Annotated in this window: 16 protein-coding genes; 2 read left to right on the plus strand and 14 right to left on the minus strand. The window is 39.1% G+C overall.

Features of this window, described 5'->3' with window-relative positions; genetic code table 11:
• Positions 1-129 precede the first annotated feature (129 nt).
• The 6 genes from MHH37_RS14895 to MHH37_RS14920 all read right to left on the minus strand — a co-directional run bounded on the left by MHH37_RS14895 (position 130) and on the right by MHH37_RS14920 (position 7,415).
• Positions 130-3,297 (minus strand): DNA translocase FtsK, encoded by a 3,168-nt coding sequence (locus tag MHH37_RS14895; RefSeq protein ID WP_342573638.1) that lies wholly within the window; start codon positions 3,295-3,297, stop codon positions 130-132.
• Positions 3,298-3,508: 211 nt separating this feature from the next.
• Complete coding sequence (gene ytpR, locus MHH37_RS14900) at positions 3,509-4,123, minus strand: YtpR family tRNA-binding protein (protein ID WP_342573639.1); 615 nt, start codon at positions 4,121-4,123, stop codon at positions 3,509-3,511.
• Positions 4,120-4,935 carry a DUF1444 domain-containing protein gene (locus MHH37_RS14905; RefSeq protein WP_008408213.1) on the minus strand — a complete coding sequence of 272 codons (816 nt, stop codon included), beginning with the start codon at positions 4,933-4,935 and terminating at the stop codon, positions 4,120-4,122. The genes ytpR and MHH37_RS14905 overlap by 4 nt, the downstream gene beginning before the upstream one ends.
• A 119-nt stretch (positions 4,936-5,054) precedes the next feature.
• Entirely contained in the window at positions 5,055-5,573 is a 519-nt protein-coding gene (locus MHH37_RS14910; protein WP_342573640.1) for a hypothetical protein, read from the minus strand.
• A 71-nt stretch (positions 5,574-5,644) separates the two neighbouring features.
• Positions 5,645-6,259 (minus strand): DUF84 family protein, encoded by a 615-nt coding sequence (locus MHH37_RS14915; RefSeq protein ID WP_342573641.1) that lies wholly within the window; start codon positions 6,257-6,259, stop codon positions 5,645-5,647.
• Between the two features lie 79 nt (positions 6,260-6,338).
• Positions 6,339-7,415, minus strand: coding sequence for a M42 family metallopeptidase (locus MHH37_RS14920; protein ID WP_342573642.1), 1,077 nt, complete (start codon positions 7,413-7,415; stop codon positions 6,339-6,341).
• A gap of 146 nt (positions 7,416-7,561) precedes the next feature.
• On the opposite strand from MHH37_RS14920, the gene MHH37_RS14925 reads away from it, so the two are divergent.
• Positions 7,562-7,876: a hypothetical protein gene (locus MHH37_RS14925; protein ID WP_008408209.1), complete on the plus strand. Its 315-nt coding sequence runs from the start codon at positions 7,562-7,564 to the stop codon at positions 7,874-7,876.
• A 157-nt stretch (positions 7,877-8,033) separates the two neighbouring features.
• Here MHH37_RS14925 and MHH37_RS14930 read toward each other — a convergent pair whose 3' ends face one another.
• The 6 genes from MHH37_RS14930 to pepV all read right to left on the minus strand — a co-directional run bounded on the left by MHH37_RS14930 (position 8,034) and on the right by pepV (position 14,111).
• The gene (locus tag MHH37_RS14930) at positions 8,034-8,894 is read right to left on the minus strand and encodes an MBL fold metallo-hydrolase (protein WP_342573643.1); all 861 of its coding nucleotides are present in this window, start codon (positions 8,892-8,894) and stop codon (positions 8,034-8,036) included.
• Positions 8,895-8,918: 24 nt separating this feature from the next.
• Positions 8,919-9,566: a tRNA (guanosine(46)-N7)-methyltransferase TrmB gene (gene trmB, locus MHH37_RS14935; protein WP_342573644.1), complete on the minus strand. Its 648-nt coding sequence runs from the start codon at positions 9,564-9,566 to the stop codon at positions 8,919-8,921.
• A 65-nt stretch (positions 9,567-9,631) separates the two neighbouring features.
• Complete coding sequence (locus MHH37_RS14940; protein ID WP_342573645.1) at positions 9,632-10,552, minus strand: YegS/Rv2252/BmrU family lipid kinase; 921 nt, start codon at positions 10,550-10,552, stop codon at positions 9,632-9,634.
• A 3-nt stretch (positions 10,553-10,555) separates the two neighbouring features.
• Positions 10,556-11,548, minus strand: coding sequence for a nuclease-related domain-containing protein (locus MHH37_RS14945; protein WP_342573646.1), 993 nt, complete (start codon positions 11,546-11,548; stop codon positions 10,556-10,558).
• Between the two features lie 297 nt (positions 11,549-11,845).
• Entirely contained in the window at positions 11,846-12,697 is an 852-nt protein-coding gene (gene dat / locus MHH37_RS14950; protein ID WP_342573647.1) for a D-amino-acid transaminase, read from the minus strand.
• Between the two features lie 19 nt (positions 12,698-12,716).
• Positions 12,717-14,111 carry a dipeptidase PepV gene (gene pepV / locus MHH37_RS14955; protein WP_342573648.1) on the minus strand — a complete coding sequence of 465 codons (1,395 nt, stop codon included), beginning with the start codon at positions 14,109-14,111 and terminating at the stop codon, positions 12,717-12,719.
• Positions 14,112-14,436: 325 nt separating this feature from the next.
• On the opposite strand from pepV, the gene MHH37_RS14960 reads away from it, so the two are divergent.
• On the plus strand, positions 14,437-14,658 hold the full coding sequence (locus MHH37_RS14960) for a DeoR family transcriptional regulator (RefSeq protein WP_008408196.1): 222 nt from the start codon (positions 14,437-14,439) through the stop codon (positions 14,656-14,658).
• 191 nt (positions 14,659-14,849) lie between these two features.
• Here MHH37_RS14960 and MHH37_RS14965 read toward each other — a convergent pair whose 3' ends face one another.
• Together MHH37_RS14965 and MHH37_RS14970 are read right to left on the minus strand one after the other, a co-directional pair.
• Complete coding sequence (locus tag MHH37_RS14965; protein ID WP_342573649.1) at positions 14,850-15,560, minus strand: pseudouridine synthase; 711 nt, start codon at positions 15,558-15,560, stop codon at positions 14,850-14,852.
• Positions 15,561-15,609: 49 nt separating this feature from the next.
• Positions 15,610-17,226: a polysaccharide biosynthesis protein gene (locus tag MHH37_RS14970; protein WP_342573650.1), complete on the minus strand. Its 1,617-nt coding sequence runs from the start codon at positions 17,224-17,226 to the stop codon at positions 15,610-15,612.
• Positions 17,227-17,396 lie beyond the last annotated feature (170 nt).

The following is a 17,396-nucleotide window of genomic DNA, read 5'->3' on the forward strand; positions in this document are numbered from 1 at the left end:
AGGATACGAAGACCCCATTGAATTATCAATTTTATTGTTTCAAAGTATGCCTACATTATAGCACTAAATACACGTTACGATAATTGAACGACAATTCAAATTTTTTCATTTGTCCAATTACCTAGTTCTTTAGCCTCCAAATTGCTCAAACAGCTCTTCTTCTGTAATATATACATCTCTCGGTTTGCTTCCTTTTGGTTCTGAAACATAACCATGTCGCTCTAACATATCGATTAATCTAGCTGCTCGATTATAGCCAATATGATAACGGCGTTGTAAAAGTGATGTCGATGCTGAGCCTTGTTCAAACACAAATCGGCATGCCTCTTCAAACAACTCATCTTGTTCCTCTATTGTTTCTGAGCGTTTTAATAATTCTTCCTGTTTAAAAATATATTGTGGCTCTCCTTGTTCACGTACATACTCGATAATTTCTTCGATTTCGTCATCTGTAACAAATGTACCTTGAATACGGGTTGGAGCCGACATTCCATTTCCTAAATATAGCATATCTCCGCGACCAAGCAATCGTTCTGCGCCCTGCGAATCCAATATTGTACGAGAGTCGATTTGCGATGATACAGAAAAGGCGATACGCGTTGGAATATTTGATTTTATCAGGCCTGTAATAACATCTACAGAAGGGCGCTGTGTAGCAACAATCAAATGAATTCCTGCAGCACGGGCCTTTTGCGTAATTCGCACAATGCTATCTTCCACATCTTGTGGAGACATCATCATTAAATCTGCCAACTCATCGATGACAATCAATAAGTATGGTAGCTTCTGTGCATACATACCATTTGCATCACACATTTTATTATATGCTTCTATTTTACGTGCACCGCTGTGCATAAATAATTCATAACGTCTTTCCATTTCTTCTACTGCCCACTTTAATGCTGCAGTAGCCGCTTTAACATCTGTAATAACAGGGCTGACTAAATGCGGAATATGGTTAAATGGAGCAAGTTCCACCATTTTCGGGTCAATCAGCATCAGCTTTAATTCATTCGGATTTGCTTTATAAAGCAGGCTGACTAAAATCGAGTTAATACATACCGATTTACCCGATCCTGTCGCTCCGGCAATTAAACCATGCGGCATTTTCCGTAAGTCGATTGTTACAGGCTTCCCTGTTAAGTCCAAGCCCAGTGCCGCCTCTAATGGAGAATCAGAATCTTTAAACGATGCTGATTCTGTCACTTCAGAAAGACGGACCGAACGCGAAATCCGGTTTGGAATTTCAATACCGATTGAACGTTTCCCCGGAATTGGCGCATCAATACGAATATCCTTTGCAGCCAATGCCAATTTAATATCATCCGTTAAATTGCGGACTTTACTTACTTTCGTCCCGTGCCCTACCGTAATTTCGAATTGCGTAACAGCCGGTCCTTGTACGATCGATTCAATTTGTGCCTGAACCTGGAAATGCGATAGTGCTTCCACTAAATTTTCGCCTTGCTCATCCATCCAGTCACGGTCTTCTACCATTTCCTCCGGTGGTACTAAATATTCAAGAGGTGGTTTTACATAAGGTATTCTTTTAACTGGAGGTGCTTCTATTAAAGTTTCCGCTTCATCCACTGCCAATTCTTGTGAAGTAGATTCTTTTATGTCTGAGGTTTCTTCAACAATCGGATCTTCCTCTTCATTAACTAAAGGAAGTACGGTCACTTCTTGAATTTCGGGTACTCCTTGAATATCCAATGTTTCTGGAACTTCTTCCACTATCGCTTCCGTAGTTGCAGCAACTTCTAACAGTTCATCTACTTGTGGAGGTACAACGGATTCACGTTCCAGCAATCCAATTGATGTAGAAGTAGAATTCCTCATCGTTCCCTCTTCAAGCTGACTGTTTGGTTCATGCTTTACGACTTGCTCGTTAAAAGTAATGACTTCTTCATTTTCATGTGCTTCCCGTGCATCATTCTGAGTTGTTTGAGTATCTTGATAAATAGTTTCCACTTCAACATCGTTTTCATGTTGCACAAAATTTTCTCGTTCAGTAAAAGCTTCATTTGGCTCTTCAAACGTATTTACACTCTCTTCTCGCTTAACTTCGTCTTCTTTATTTTTTTTACTTTGTAGACTTAGTTGCTGCTCGACAAATTGCTTCGTCATTAATTTTTGCTTATCTGACTTCAGCATTACCACATTAAAAGGAACACGGCTTCTTGTGCTGATCGGCTGTACTATATCCGTTTCTTCCTTATTCTGCTCAATGATAGTCGCTTCCTCAGATGGTGGCATTTGCTCTACATTCAATTGTCCAATGTGAATCGTCGAGTTTTCAATCGTCACATGCTTCACTTGTACATCATTGATTGTTTCTGCAACAGGTGTGTCACCTTTTACAGTATCTTCCTGTTCATTTCCTATGTCAGTCACTGCATCGTTCTGTTGCTCAAGTATCGTTTCTTCCATTGGTTGTTGGTCTACCTCAGCTGGTTCAGCCTTTTCGACTGAAACCACTTCTTCATGCTCAAGTTCAGGTTCTGCTTCAACTGGTTCTGTTTGTGGAATCTCAACTGCTAAAGAAGACTCGTGTATTAAATGTTCCTGCTGCTCTATTACGGTCTGTTGATCTTCATCTGGTGATGGGACAGCAACTGGTTCGACCAAATGTTCTGGCGTTTCATTCTGCACAGGTTCAATTATTGATGAATGTTGCTGTTCCTTATTTTTAAGCTTTTCTTCCTGCTGTTTTTCGATTAATGTTTCAATCGATGACGGCTTTTTAAATCCGTGTACAGGCGACGGAACATCGGTAGGAATAAAACGTTTCCTAATTTCGATCGGTTTTAGAATTTGTTTGTTTTCCATTCTCTCCGCGCGTACAGGCTTATTATGGCGTATTGCTTCCCGCTCTTCCTTTAAATTCGGCAAGCGACGAACAGGATCTCTTGTGTGCACAACATTTGTTTGACCTTTCCCTTTACGGCGGCGTTCCAGTAAATCTCGTATACCAGATACTTCGACATCATATACTTCCTGTACTGTATGCTTTTGCAAATAATTTGGTAATGTCAATTTTTCCTTGTCATCATCATAAAATCGCGTCGTTTGTCTCTGCTCATTTTCTTGATTCGCTGTTTCCTCATAATCATCTTCTATTAAAGGGAATCGGAATGCTTTTTTCGGTGCTTCTTTTTCTTCCTGATAATTTTGCTGTGCCTCAGTTTGTTTTGATTGGTTTATATCATCCATTTGGGAATACTCTTCATAATCATCATATTCTTCATCTGGATCCATTTTAAATAGTTTATTAAATTTATTTTTAATCCAACTCATAATTACCACTTCTTTCCTTAAAAACATTGCCGTACAAATTCCACTATTTGAGACGGTCTTTATTTCTTATATTAAATACAGTATATAAATAATATACACCTCAAAAGCATATCATATTTGCCGGGTAAATGCGCTTTGTCGCTGATATTTTTAAGGATAAAAAAAAGTTAGTATGAGAGACTCAGCTCAACATACTAACTTTTCGTACTAATTAACGAGTTGAAACCTCAAATGGGATTCCTACTTCTGCAGAATCATCCAGTACTAAAATACCTTTTACTTCCGGTGCGCCTGGAATTGCCAGTTCACGTGCAGAGCAAAGCATACCGAATGAATCCTCACCACGTAAGTTTCCTTCTTTGATCAACAAACCAGAAGGCATCACAGCACCAACTTTTGCGACAACTACTTTTTGGCCTGCATCTACATTCGGTGCGCCACATACGATTTGTAATGTTTCATCCCCAACGTTCACTTTACAAACACTTAGTTTATCTGCATTTGGATGCTTTTCTTTTGATTCAACATAGCCGACTACAAATTTTGGAGAAAAATCTACTTCTAAAGAAATTTCTGCGCCATTTGCTTGTAAAGCCGCTTCTAATTTATCTACAAGTTCCGGTGTTACTTCTACATTCCCTGCAACATCCAGTTCTACATATTTGCTTGCATTAAAAAGGTTGAATGCTTTCACTTCACTAGTTGTTTCTTCTTTTAGGATGGCTACATCGCCAGCGCGATCCATCGCTGTTTTTACGATTGGCTCCATTGCTAATTGAACTAGTAGGACATCTCCTACATGTGCTTTGTTGTAAGCTACTTTCATTTTTCTTCTTGCTCCTTTTTTACTTTGTTTTTCGCTAAAATAAATATCGGTTCTAAATGACCGTTTTCATATACAAATGACAAGCTCGTAATCGGAACCGCGCCAACTGTAAAGAAATGCATCGTCATCTGTGCTAATACATCATACCCTACTTCATTCCGAATATCACCAATAATTAATACATCCTGGTGTGGGACAGATACCGTCATTTCGCCTTCAATTTGGCTTTCCATTTCCTTTAAAAAGCTTTCATTTAGTATTCGGCTTGCATCATAACCGTCATTCTGATTTAAAAAGTAATAAATATTGCCTGAAACTTCATCCCGTTTTACAGAAGTCGGCAATTTTTTTACAGAAAAACGGGCTGCTTCGCGTATATGCTCTTCTGTTACGTTTAATTTCGGCAACATTGATTCATCAATTAAACGATAAGTTGTGCCTAGATCGAGTGCATAATAAATACGTGTTTCCGCCGTATGATCTGTCATGACAAATGCATGTCCATCATTTGACTTTTTAGGGAAGGACGTTGAGCGGATGATCGGATAAACAGAAGCAAGTCCGCCAAAGCCCTTTTCTTCTTCCCGTTGCATCGCTAAAAACGTTTGCTCAATTGTATAAATTACTTCATCAATTGCCTGCTGTTTTTTCGTTTCGTACTTCGTTAAAATTTCGGGTAAAGAGATATCCATCCCTCGTCCGATTTTTTTATGTTCAAGACGTAATTTATCATGCTTTTCATCGAATGTGAATGTAAAGTTTGCCTCACCTAATTTAGTCTTCAGTTCAGCTACTAACTGTTTCGATTCCATTCAACCACTCCTTTATCTAATCAAAAACGGCTCACAAATGTGAACCGTTCCATTTACTTCTTCTATTGTAACAAAAAAGCCATGTGATTACTTTACTCAATGCTTGTACAATGCTTCAACTAATCAATCACTTTCACTGTTTTTACAATTTCCATCATTTCCTGGATTTTATCGTCAATCTTCTTATCCACGGAAATAGTCGACAGCTTTACGCCGCCTAAATTAACAATCAGCTCATATTTCTCTTCAGGAAATTTTGTGACAGCAGAAAATCCAAATTGGCCAGCCGCATCGAAAGTTTTCTCTTCAACGATTTCACTTTTATTCTCCTGCTTTAATAGATCATACTGTAACTGACTGTCTTCCGGTTCGTTTTGATTGACGAATAGTATATAGGAATCTTTACCGTTCAGAATCGTATAATTCAATTCATCGATTCCTTTTTCAATACTATATCCTTTTGGTAAGTATAACTCTATATGTCCAATCGTTTTGTTTGCTTTATTCGGTTCGCTGCTAAATATTGTTTCAGCATTTTCCATCCCTGCTTGTGCCTGTTCTTCGACTGTTTGACTACATGCTGATAATATAACAACAAGTGAAGTAAGCAAAAACGCATGTATCCATTTACGACTCATTGTTTTCCCTCTCTTTCAAACGTTCAATCGTATCATAATTATTTTTCAAGCCGTAATGCAACAAATGTGCTCTATATCTGGTCCTTTTGATCTTTATTCATTTTAAACAGTATTTGGCCAACTAATAACTTAACAATGTGTTCAAACATTTCTTTTCGGTCAATCAGATTATTTGAAAAAATACCCACTGCCCCTTGATGATGACGAATATTTTCGCTATTTGTATAGACGTCCATCACTGGTCCAAGTTCCTTTCCCATACGAAGCTCCTGTGCAATTTCTTCAGGTAAGGCAAATTGTGCTCCTGAGCTGGCAATGACTGTGCCATCCTTTAAAACAGCCGCCCCCCAATTACAGCAATACATTGTTCCTTCAATTTCATCGACGCCGCCTTCAAGTCCAAATGTTATATCAGCATTTGTCAGCATCATCGTATGACGTGCACGATTGATTGCACCCTGTCTTGTTTCTTCATTTGAGAATGGCTGAATCGACACATCAGAAGGTACATCCATATTTTCTATTGCCGCTTTCGGGAAATACTGTTTAACAATTGCTTCAACGGCACCTAATTTTGCTTTATTTTTCGATCCGACTGCTACTTTCATTATTTCATCTCCAAGCTGTTCATTTTTTAAACGGTCTATACCAATAAAAACTGGTTTACCGATTTTTATGTAAGACACGTTAAACCTATTTCCGCAACTAAAAAACAAGAATGCGATAAGTTCGCATCCTTGTATTATAATATAATATTGACTTTTTTTATACGTTTGCGCGAATAGATTCGATTGTAGAACGGTCTGCACTTTGGATTAATTTCACTAGCAGTTCTTTCGCCGCTGCATAGTCATCTACATGAATAATCGAAGCAGAAGTGTGAATATATCGTGAGCAAACCCCGATTACTGCCGATGGAATTCCGTCATTTTGTGTGTGCACACGTCCTGCATCTGTACCACCTTGAGAAACGAAATATTGGTATGGAATATTGTTTGATTCTGCTGTGTCCAGCACAAATTCACGCATACCTCGGTGTGTAACCATTGAACGGTCCAGGATTCGGAGTAATGTCCCTTTACCTAGTTGACCGAATTCATTTTTATCACCCGATGTATCGTTCGCCGGGGAAGCATCCAATGCAAAAAACAGATCAGGCTTAATCATATTCGATGAAACCGCTGCTCCGCGTAAACCGACCTCTTCCATAACATTTGCTCCGGAATAAATATGGCTCTTCACTTCCTGACCATGAATCTCTTTTAAAAGTTCGATCGCTAATCCACAGCCGTAACGGTTATCCCAGGCTTTCGCCATAATTTTTTTCGGGTTGGCCATCGGTGTGAAAGGACATACCGGAATAATGGATTGACCTGGTCGTACACCTAAATTCTGGGCATCTTCTTTTGAATCCGCTCCGATATCGATCAACATATTTTTTATATCCATCGGTTTCGAACGTTCCGCATCAGTCAGTAAGTGTGGCGGAATTGACGCAATAACACCCGGAATTTCACGATCTTTCGTATAAACTGTAACGCGTTGTGCCAGCATTACCTGGTTCCACCAGCCGCCAAGTGTTTGGAAACGGATCATGCCGTTTTCAGTAATGGAAGTAACCATAAACGCGACTTCATCCATATGGCCAGCGACTAAAATTTTTGGCGCTTGTTCATCTTTAGCTTTACGCACGCCGAATACGCCGCCTAAATTATCCTGAATAACTTCATCAGAATATTTCGCTAATTCCGAGCGCATAAAATTTCGGACTGCACGTTCATTCCCTGGTGCACCAGGCAATTCTGTTAATGTTTTAAAAAGAGCAAGTGTATCTTGATTCATTCTGCAACACCTCTAAATGTAGATTTACCTTCATTATACCACAAATTGCAAGCAATATTTCGACTTTCGAACCTTCTATTATTTTTACTCTATTTTCAGAATATGATAAAGTATAGGTAGTCACTATTTTGAGGAGGTATTTTGAAATGAATTTAAAAGACTTTACAATAGGGGTTGTAACAGGGATAGCAGCAGCTGTCATTGTTAAAGAAATGAGCAATCGTGTCGCACCATTTGCGAATCCAGATCATATTTTAGCCAACATTAAAGATGAATTTAAAAAGCATGCACCAATTGATGGTTCTTGGATTTACATGAAAACTGAAAACTTCAGTAATGGCTTTACAGAAACACCGGTCTATCGTGGAGGTATTTCTCGTACAATTAACGGCGAGCTTGAGAACTACGAGTTCGCAGCAGATGCCCGTTCCGGTGCCATTGTAGATATTAAACAAATATAATGTTAAGGATGCGATGACGTGATTTTGTCATCGCATTTTTTCTGCTTTACATCAAAGTATTTTCTTTACCTTTAATCATTGTGAACACAATTATGCTAAAAGTACACAACCGATAAGAAAAGCACCTGCATCGTAAACTATGCAGGTGCTTTCGTTTTTACTTAATCAATGCCGGTTTCGAACGTTCCAGGCTGTCTTTTACTTCTTTGCCTGTTGTATCCCATTGAATCATGCGGTAATACGCATCATGATAGAAAATAAAGCGGTAGCCATTTTCAAGTGCTTCTTTCATCAACTTTTCTTTCGCAAATACGCTTGTCATCGGGTAATCATCATACGCCAATACCCAAAGCGGATTTTGGTGGGCATGTGTCGGCATAATATCCGCCATATGTAGCGCCACTTCCCCATTTTGCTCCAAGCGAACAATCGCATGCCCTTCACTATGACCACCCGTATGGATCATTTTTAAGCCTGGAGCTACTTCCAGCTCCCCTTCATATGTTGAAACTAAATGCTGTACAGGCTCCCAGTTTTCTTTCCAATACGTATTTTTTGAACGAATATTCGGATTGCACATCTCATCCCATTCAATTTGTGTCGTGTGAATAACTGCATTCGGGAAAACCGGAACAAGCTTGTCCCCTTCCCACTTCGTTAAACCGCCAGCGTGATCAAAGTGAAGATGTGTCATTAAAATTGCATCAATATCACTTGGCTTTAATCCAGCTTCAGCTAAGCTTTTTTCAATTGTTGATTCTTCGGAAACGCCGAAATTGCGAAGCTGCTTTTCATTTAATTTACCGGCACCTACACCCGAATCGATTAAATAATTTTTCCCCTCGTATTGAATTAAGATTGGTTCACATGCTAATTCAATCTGGTTCAGTTCATTTACCGGATATTTACGAGACCAAAGTGCTTTTGGCACTACCCCAAACATAGCCCCGCCATCCAGTGCTGTGACACCCCCATGTAACCATGTCAGTGTCATGTTGTGAAATTCAAATCGATCCATTTCTCCATCCCCCTAAATCGTTAATTATTTCGTCTTGTATTGGCATTCTAGTCGATATATTGGCTGACCGAGCTTCGAGAATTTCTCCTCGTATTCTGTCATAATATTATTTTCCGGCATATTGGCATGTAAGTCCAGCGATACATAGTTTAATGCCATACCATACTCGTTCATACTTACGAGTGAATATTCAAAAAGACCACGGTTATCCGTTTTAAAATGGATTTCACCGTTATCAACTAAAATGTTCTCATAAATTTTCAGGAATCCTTCGTGTGTTAGGCGACGTTTTGCATGGCGCACTTTTGGCCATGGATCCGAGAAGTTCAGATATACACGGTCCACATCCCCTTTTCCGAAAAACTCTTCCAGCTTCGCACCATCAACTTTTAATAAACGTAAATTGGATGGTTTGTTCGCTGCTTCAATTTTTTCAAGGGCACAAACGATCACACTATCAAATAATTCAATCCCAATATAGTTAACACCAGGATTTTGCAGTGCCATTCCTAATACGAATTGACCTTTACCCGTACCAACTTCGATATGTAGCGGGTTGTCATTGCCGAATGCTTCATTCCATTTGCCTTTATAATCTTCCGGGTTTGGAATAATTACATCAGGATGTTGTTGAATATATTCCGCTGCCCATGGTTTATGCTTTAATCTCACTTACTTATCCTCTTTTCTATTGTGTAGCTGCCTCATATTATAACGGAAAATAGCATCTTTTGCTTTTATTTTGCTAAATTCCATGCTTTTTTCTGAACGGTTATTTGAATTTTGTTTTGACCGGTTGCTAGTTTTTGTATTTCACCGTCTGCATGTGCCATGACTGGTTCATCAAAAATCAACTTTGCTTCCATTGCTGCAAACTGCTCGACTTCCTTCAACAAAGTATGCTTCCCTAAAAATACAGTCCCAAAAAGGAATAATAATTTCCACTTCGATAAATTGGAGACGACTGTCAATTCGAACTGGCCATCGGATGTATTAGAATTAGGAGACAACTTCATCCCCCCGCCAAAATAAGGCTGGTTGCTGGCCGTTACAAACCATACATTTTGATATTGCTTAATTTTCCCTTCACAGGAAATCGTGAGCTTAAACGGTTTATATGTAAAAAGCGCATGAATGACGTAATAAGGATAGCTCAGCTTTCCCAGTTTCCATTTATTAAGCGACCTTTTCAGCGAGGACCTGTTAGCGATACCCGCGACTAATGCATCGAATCCAACACCAAAATTATTAATGAAGTATTTAGTTGTTCCGCCTTGTTTCACTACTCCACAATCATGAGAGGAGCTATTTACTGTATTTATAAATTGCTCGACCTGTTTGCTCGTTTTGAATGCTTGATATCCCCTGGCAAAATCATTACCCGATCCTGCTGAAACTGCCCCTAAATAAACATTTTTAAAATGTATTGCGCCATTCAGCACTTCGTGAATCGTCCCATCCCCGCCAATAGCAATAAGACAGACCGGGTTTTCCTTTGTCGCTCGTCCGGCAAGTTCATTGGCCAGCAGCAGTGTATGTCCTTCATATTTTGTCAAATGGCTTTTATACGGGATTGCCAACTGTTGTTCAAACTGACGCCAACGCTTAATCCCCTGCCCGTTTCCTGCATAAGGATTAATTATAAAATGTACTTCCATTCATCAATCTTCCTTATTTTCCGTATTCCAAATATCCCGATGAAAAGATGTTGTTTGAACTGTATTTAAAATTGCTTGTGCACCTCGTATTTGCATATGCTTCATCGGTGAAACAGAATGCTTTAATTGTGCCATCCATTCCGGAAATTTCCGTTTATCCACAAATGATATACCATACATTGTTCCAGGATAATCAATATAGCCGTTTCGTGTTAACAACACTTTACGGATCGGCAGTTCAATATTGTTCTGATGAAAAATCTGTTCGACAACTTTTTCCATCCGGTTTAACTGAATTAAAGGGCTTAACACTTTTTTTTCATTTTTCCCGTCCTTCTTTAACCAGAAGCGTTCGCTATTTGCGATATAGACCGCCTGACTTTCCTGTTCCAAAACCGTAATGCACAGACATTCTGTCGGTGTCATAATAATAATATCCAACTCAATCGGCGCTTTTTTCACTCGTAAAATCGGATAATAGAATACTAAGTAATTGTCCGGTAATGTTAGAAGCATGGAACGCAATAATGTATCGCGCATAAATTTTGGATCTACATAAGATTTTTCACGTAATGTCGAACTCGCCCATTTCATTTGGAAATGAAAAAACTGATCGATGAACATTTTTTTTAGTTCCTCCAACGTTTTTGGTGTGTAGACTAGATTCGGTTCAAAATTTAGCGTTGTATCCTCTTCTTGATGCGAATCTCCCTCTGCTGCCCACTCATTGGAAATGGTCACTTTTTCGATATCTTCTTGTTCTTCTTCCGGTACATCTTTTTTAAAAGGGAAAAGTTTTTGGAAAAGCGACTTTTTCTTCTCTTCCTGCACCTCTTCCTCTATATGTTCCCAACGCTCGATTGTTTCTCCAGTCTGCCATTGATACTTTATCCGCTCCCACTGATTTTGTTTTAAGCGAATAAACTGCGTCGGATAGCGTGCCAAGTCAATTTCATATCGTGAAATATAATCTTGAAGTTTTATTAACTGAGCCATTTTATCTACTCCCTAAGTTCATTCCTATTTTTTATTACATTACATTTTACAGGTTATCTACCCAAAAAAATAGCGCCTTGCCGATTAGCAAGGCGCTATTTTATTAAATTGTGTAATTATAATTCTTTCCCAAACCATCGGAGTTGATTTCCATTCCGGGTCGGACGCTTTCCGCGGGCACGGCCTGAGCCTGTAGTCTCAGGCTCGCGCTATTCCCGCTGGAGTCGCCTCCCCTCCATTCCAATCAACTTGTTAAAAATTAAATTTTAGCTTTCTAAAATAATACATCGTACCAGATTAAGCTTTAATCCCTTTTGGAATTTTTGTTTCGAATTGTGCTTGTAATTTACGTGTCCATTCACCTGGTGTGCCGTTGCCGATCACAGTACCGTCAATTTCAATAACTGGTGTTACTTCTGATGTCGTTGAAGAAACGATTACTTCTTCCATTGCAAGCAGCTGTTCTTTCGTCATTGCCTGTTCGTTAACAGTAAGTCCGATTTCCGCTGCACATTTAATAATTACTTGACGTGTAATCCCGTTTAAAATCAGGTTATTGGCCGGGTGTGTGTACAGCACACCATCTTTAATACCGTAAATGTTTGAAGATGAACCTTCTGTAACAATCTCTTCACGGTGTAAAATCGCTTCATAGCAGCCTTTTTCATATGCTTCTTGTTTTGCAAGAACCGCGCCAAGCAAGTTTAATGATTTAATATCACAACGCAGCCAGCGAATATCTTCCACAAATGTTGCCTTTACACCCTTTTCAAAGTTTTCCAATGGGCGTGGATTTTCTTTTGCATTCCCTGTTATTACCGGTTTCACATCATCACCAGGGAAAATGTGGTTACGAGGGCCGGCACCACGAGTAATTTGGAAGTAAACATGACCTGTGTCAATGTTGTTCGCCTCAACCAGTTGATGCAGTAATTGGTGTAATTTATCTTTCGTATAAGGAATCGTAATGCGGATTTTTTCAGCACTGTCATAAAAACGGTCAATATGTTCAGTTGCTGTGAAAAGTTCCCCGTTATATACTTTCACGACTTCATACACACCGTCACCGAATTGGTAACCGCGGTCTTCCTTGTCTACCAGCACTTCTTCATTTTGTACAATTTGATCATTCCATAAACTAAAGCTCATCTCAAATACCACCTTTTAATTAGTTAGTTGCTAAATTTACAATTGCTTCTGCATAAATGGCAGTCGCTTTTATCAAGTTTTCAATATCAACAAATTCATCTGCCTGATGGGCAACATCCTGTTCACCAGGGAACAGCATACCGAATGCGACCCCTTTTTTCATAACGCGCGCATATGTCCCTCCGCCTGTTGAAAGAGGCTTCGAGAAATCATTGCTGTATTTGCGATAAACTTGGAGCAATGTTTGTATCAATTCATCTTCCTCGCTTACATAATGCGGGATTGAATTGCTCACTACATCTAACGTAAAAGCTTCATGCTGTAATAATGCCTGTACTTTCGTTATTTTTTCTTCAAACGGATATGTCACGGAATAGCGCATACTTACTTCAATTGACGAACCGCGCTCATCAAAAGTTACGATTCCCGGATTTAATGTTGTCGGTCCTGACATCGCATCTTCAAATTGGAAGTCCAATGCTGTGCCGTAATGATCGTTGTCAAAAACACGGACAATAAAATCGACAAACGACTTACTCTGATTTGTCGTCACAACATTTTGTAAAAACTTCGCTAAATAAACCGCTGCATTTCGTCCTTTCTCTGGTTCCATTGCATGGGCTGATTTACCTTTTAAAACAATTATAATCCCATTATCGTTTTTAGTGAAAGTACCTTCAACGTCATTTTCTTTTAAATATTTCAGAAAATTCTCATTTGTGCTCTTTTCGGCATATTTTAAAGTAGCAGTTGCTTCATCCGGCACCATATTTGTTCGGTTACCTGCATAGAATGACAGTAATTGCTCATCGCTTGATCGTTTTTCTTTACCGGAAAACGTTAAATGGGCAATACCTTTCTCAGCGTTGATTAGCGGAAAGTCTGCATCAGGTGCAAAACCAATTGTCGGCATTTCTTCTTTTTCGAAGTAGCGTGTCACGCATTGGAAACCGCTTTCTTCATCTGTACCAATTATCATTCGTACTCGTTTTTTCAATGGGATTTTCGCATCGTGAATCAATTTCATCGCCAGCCAAGCCGCCATTGTTGGACCTTTGTCATCAATCGCACCACGACCAAATAATTTTCCGTCTGCCACTTGCCCTTCAAACGGAGGATATGTCCAACTAGCGACATCTCCGGCAGGTACAACATCGACATGGCAAAGCACACCGACAAGTTCTTCACCTTGGCCCATTTCAATATGGCCGGCCATATGATCCACGTTTTTTGTAGTCATCCCTTGCTCCACACCTTTTTGAAGCATAAATTCCAATGCTGCTTTCGGACCAGCACCGAAAGGCATTATATCAGAAAAATTATTTTCATCTTTTACACTTTCTATTTGAATCAATTGCTGCAATTCTTTTATAAGCTCTTCTTTTCTTTCCTGAGCCAGTTGTAACCAATCCATCACTACACCTCATTTTTATAATATTGTTATTGTACTCCTTCTTGTTAAAATTACAATAATCATTTGACTTTAATCGGCATCCTCTATTTCTAGGAATATTAAATATATGAATTTTCTGTAAAAATAGTGTTTTTCGTCTCTCATTTCTGGAAATCTGTTTGGTTTTCCGCTATAATGTATGTGTCAGAACATCAATTCTGACCAAACTTTCAGAAAAGGGGATGTCTAAGGCAAACTACTAAAGCCTAAGTGCACTCCGCACATATTTTGTCGTCCGCTAGTCTTATGCCATGAGAATTTAAGATCGAAGGAGTGGTTTTTAGAAATGAAGCCAACTACTGATAGAATGCTTAATCGTATTAAAGACGTGTATATGTTTATCCTCAATAAAGGAGAAGTGACTACACAGGATTTAGTCGAAGAGTTTAACATCACTCCTCGCACCATTCAAAGAGATTTGAATGTGTTAGCCTTCAATGACTTGGTAATGAGTCCAAGTCGGGGTAAATGGACAACGACGAAGAAAAAAGTAAAAATGACATCTTAGAATTTTGAAAGCGGCTGATTCTTATTTTGTGAGAAAGGACTAATTGTCCCAACATAACGTAAGGTGTCGATCAGTTACACATGAAATATTATGAACATTGCTGAGTCAGCAAGCGTTCACTTAGTTCTTGACACATAGAACTAAAAGAAGCGAATGCCTTTTCGTCGGGGCATTCGCTTTTCCTTTGTTTATTATTTTGTCGCCAACAGATCGAGTTCCTGTTCTGTCAGCTCCCGGTATTCACCTAATGCCAATTGTTCATCAAGCTGCAATGTTCCCATTGACAGACGCTTTAAATACGTAACCTTCTTGCCTACCGCCTCAAACATCCGCTTCACTTGATGGAATTTCCCTTCTTGGATCATCAGCTCAATTTCCGATTGCTCGCCAGACACTACTATTTTTAATTCTCCAGGCTTTGTATGATAACCATCTTCCAATGTTACACCTTGTGCGAAGGCTTCGATATCGGCTTCCGTTACAACTCCGTCAATTTTGGCGTAATACCATTTCGGAACATGCTTTTTAGGAGAAAGCAGATTATGTGCTAAATTGCCATCATTTGTAATGAGCAGCAGCCCTTCTGTATCTTTATCCAACCGGCCTACAGGGAATGGCTCAAAGTGCTGATAGGACGGATCCAGCAAATCAATGACCGTTTGATCGTAACGGTCTTCTGTAGCCGAAATGACACCCGGTGGTTTATTCATCATTAAATAAATAAACTCCACATACTCTACACGCTCGCCAAACACCGAAACATTTTGTTTTTCCGGATTGACATGCATTGCTGAATCTTTCACTGTAACACCATCCACTGTGACAGCTTTTTGCTTTAATAATAGTTTCACTTCTTTTCGCGAGCCGTAGCCCATATTAGCCAGTAATTTGTCTAAACGCATATAGTCCTCCATGAAAAAAGGGGACGCCTTCGTTACGACGTCCTCATTTTTATTTTACTAATCTTAATTTACGTGCAATTTTTGTAAACTTTTCACCTAATAATAATTGGGCTAACCCTAGTCGATAAGAAATCGCGCCATAAATAATGGCACCAACCCCTGCACAAATGATTGCATATAGAAGCGCTAATACTTTCGTAGAAGCCGGAGCAATCGCTGTTAAAACAATATGTGTGTTCCATACTGCTAACGCCATGACAATTGTCAAAATAATAATTAACAAAATACGGCGCAAAACTACTGTCGCATTGTAATTTGTCACTTTTTTTATGACAAAAATATTGATCGCGATTGTCGCTCCATAGCCAAGTGCTGTCGCTAAAATCGCACCATCAACCGACATAAGGTGAATAAGCGGTATATTTAGTATCGTTTTCGTAAGCAGGCCGACAAGTAAACTGAAGATGACCCATTTTTGGTAATTGACCCCTTGTAATATCGCGGCTGTTACAGTAAATAATGCAAAGAAAATGGCAAGCGGTGCGTAGTGGCTTAATACTTGTGTTCCCATTTCACTGTAGGAATAGAAGAAATGGTATAAATCTTCCGCTAAAATTGAAATTCCGATCGCTGCCGGTACAGTAATAAACAGCAGCACTTGGTACGTTTTATCCATCGAACTATGTACTTGCCGCAAATTACCTTCCGTATAAAATTTCGTGACAGTCGGAATGATTGCCATCGAAAAGCCTGTCGCCAAAACGACGGGAATCATAACAATTTTTTGCGTTAACAAGTTGAGCATTGTAAAGTATGCTTGGCTAATTTCTCCGGATATCCCGCTGGCAATCATCGCACGGTTAAATGTCAGCAAATCGACAAGTTGGAATAAGGAACTCCCCAATCCGACGAAAACAACGGGAATCGAATATTTAAAAATCTCTTTGTACATATCCGAATAAGGAAGTCTCTGTTCTCTCGGTGCTACAACCTGAACAGATTTAATCTCCGGACGCAGCTTTTTCCAAAAATAAAACAATGTTAAAAGTCCACCAAGTGCTCCAATAAATGCGGCAAATACTGAGAAATTAATTGCTGTAATCTCATCACCGTCCATAACTTTGACAACGATGAATGCCCCGCCTAATAAAAAGACGATACGCACTATTTGCTCGACCAGCTGAGAAACAGATGTCGGCAAATAATGTCCGTATCCTTGCAAGTAACCACGGACTAAACTCATAAACGGCACAACAATCAGTGCATAACTTACCCACTTGATGACATTCGCAACTTGCTCCACAGTAAATGTCTGTTCTTCACTATCAATCACAATATTTGCTAGCGGTGTTGCAAGCAGATTCATTAAAATAAACGCTACAATTCCTGTAAGCGTCATCAGTAATGCACCTGTTTTTACTAATCTGCGACCGGCATCAAAATCCCCGAGCGCATTATATTTCGATACGAATTTTGATACTGCAATCGGCAGTCCCGCAATGGCAATACTTAACATAATATTATAGGGGATGTAGGCGTAATTATATAAAGCAATATTATCTTCACCTACAATGGCGTAAAACGGGAAAATATAAACTAACCCTAAAAGCTTTGATAGAAACAATCCAATTGTTAATATGGCTGTTCCTTTCATTAATGAAGACATGAAATAACCTACCGTTCTATATGAAATTCTCTTTTAGTATAACAATTCACTTACAATACGATTTCGTAATGCAAGTTATTTATTTACATTATTTAACTTCCTTCTTGTGACGGTGTTCTCATTAAAAAGTTCCCGTACAATTCCTTTTACAAGTTTACATGTGAAAGTCC

Source organism: Solibacillus sp. FSL K6-1781, from assembly GCF_038630735.1.
Lineage (GTDB): Bacteria > Bacillota > Bacilli > Bacillales_A > Planococcaceae > Solibacillus > Solibacillus silvestris.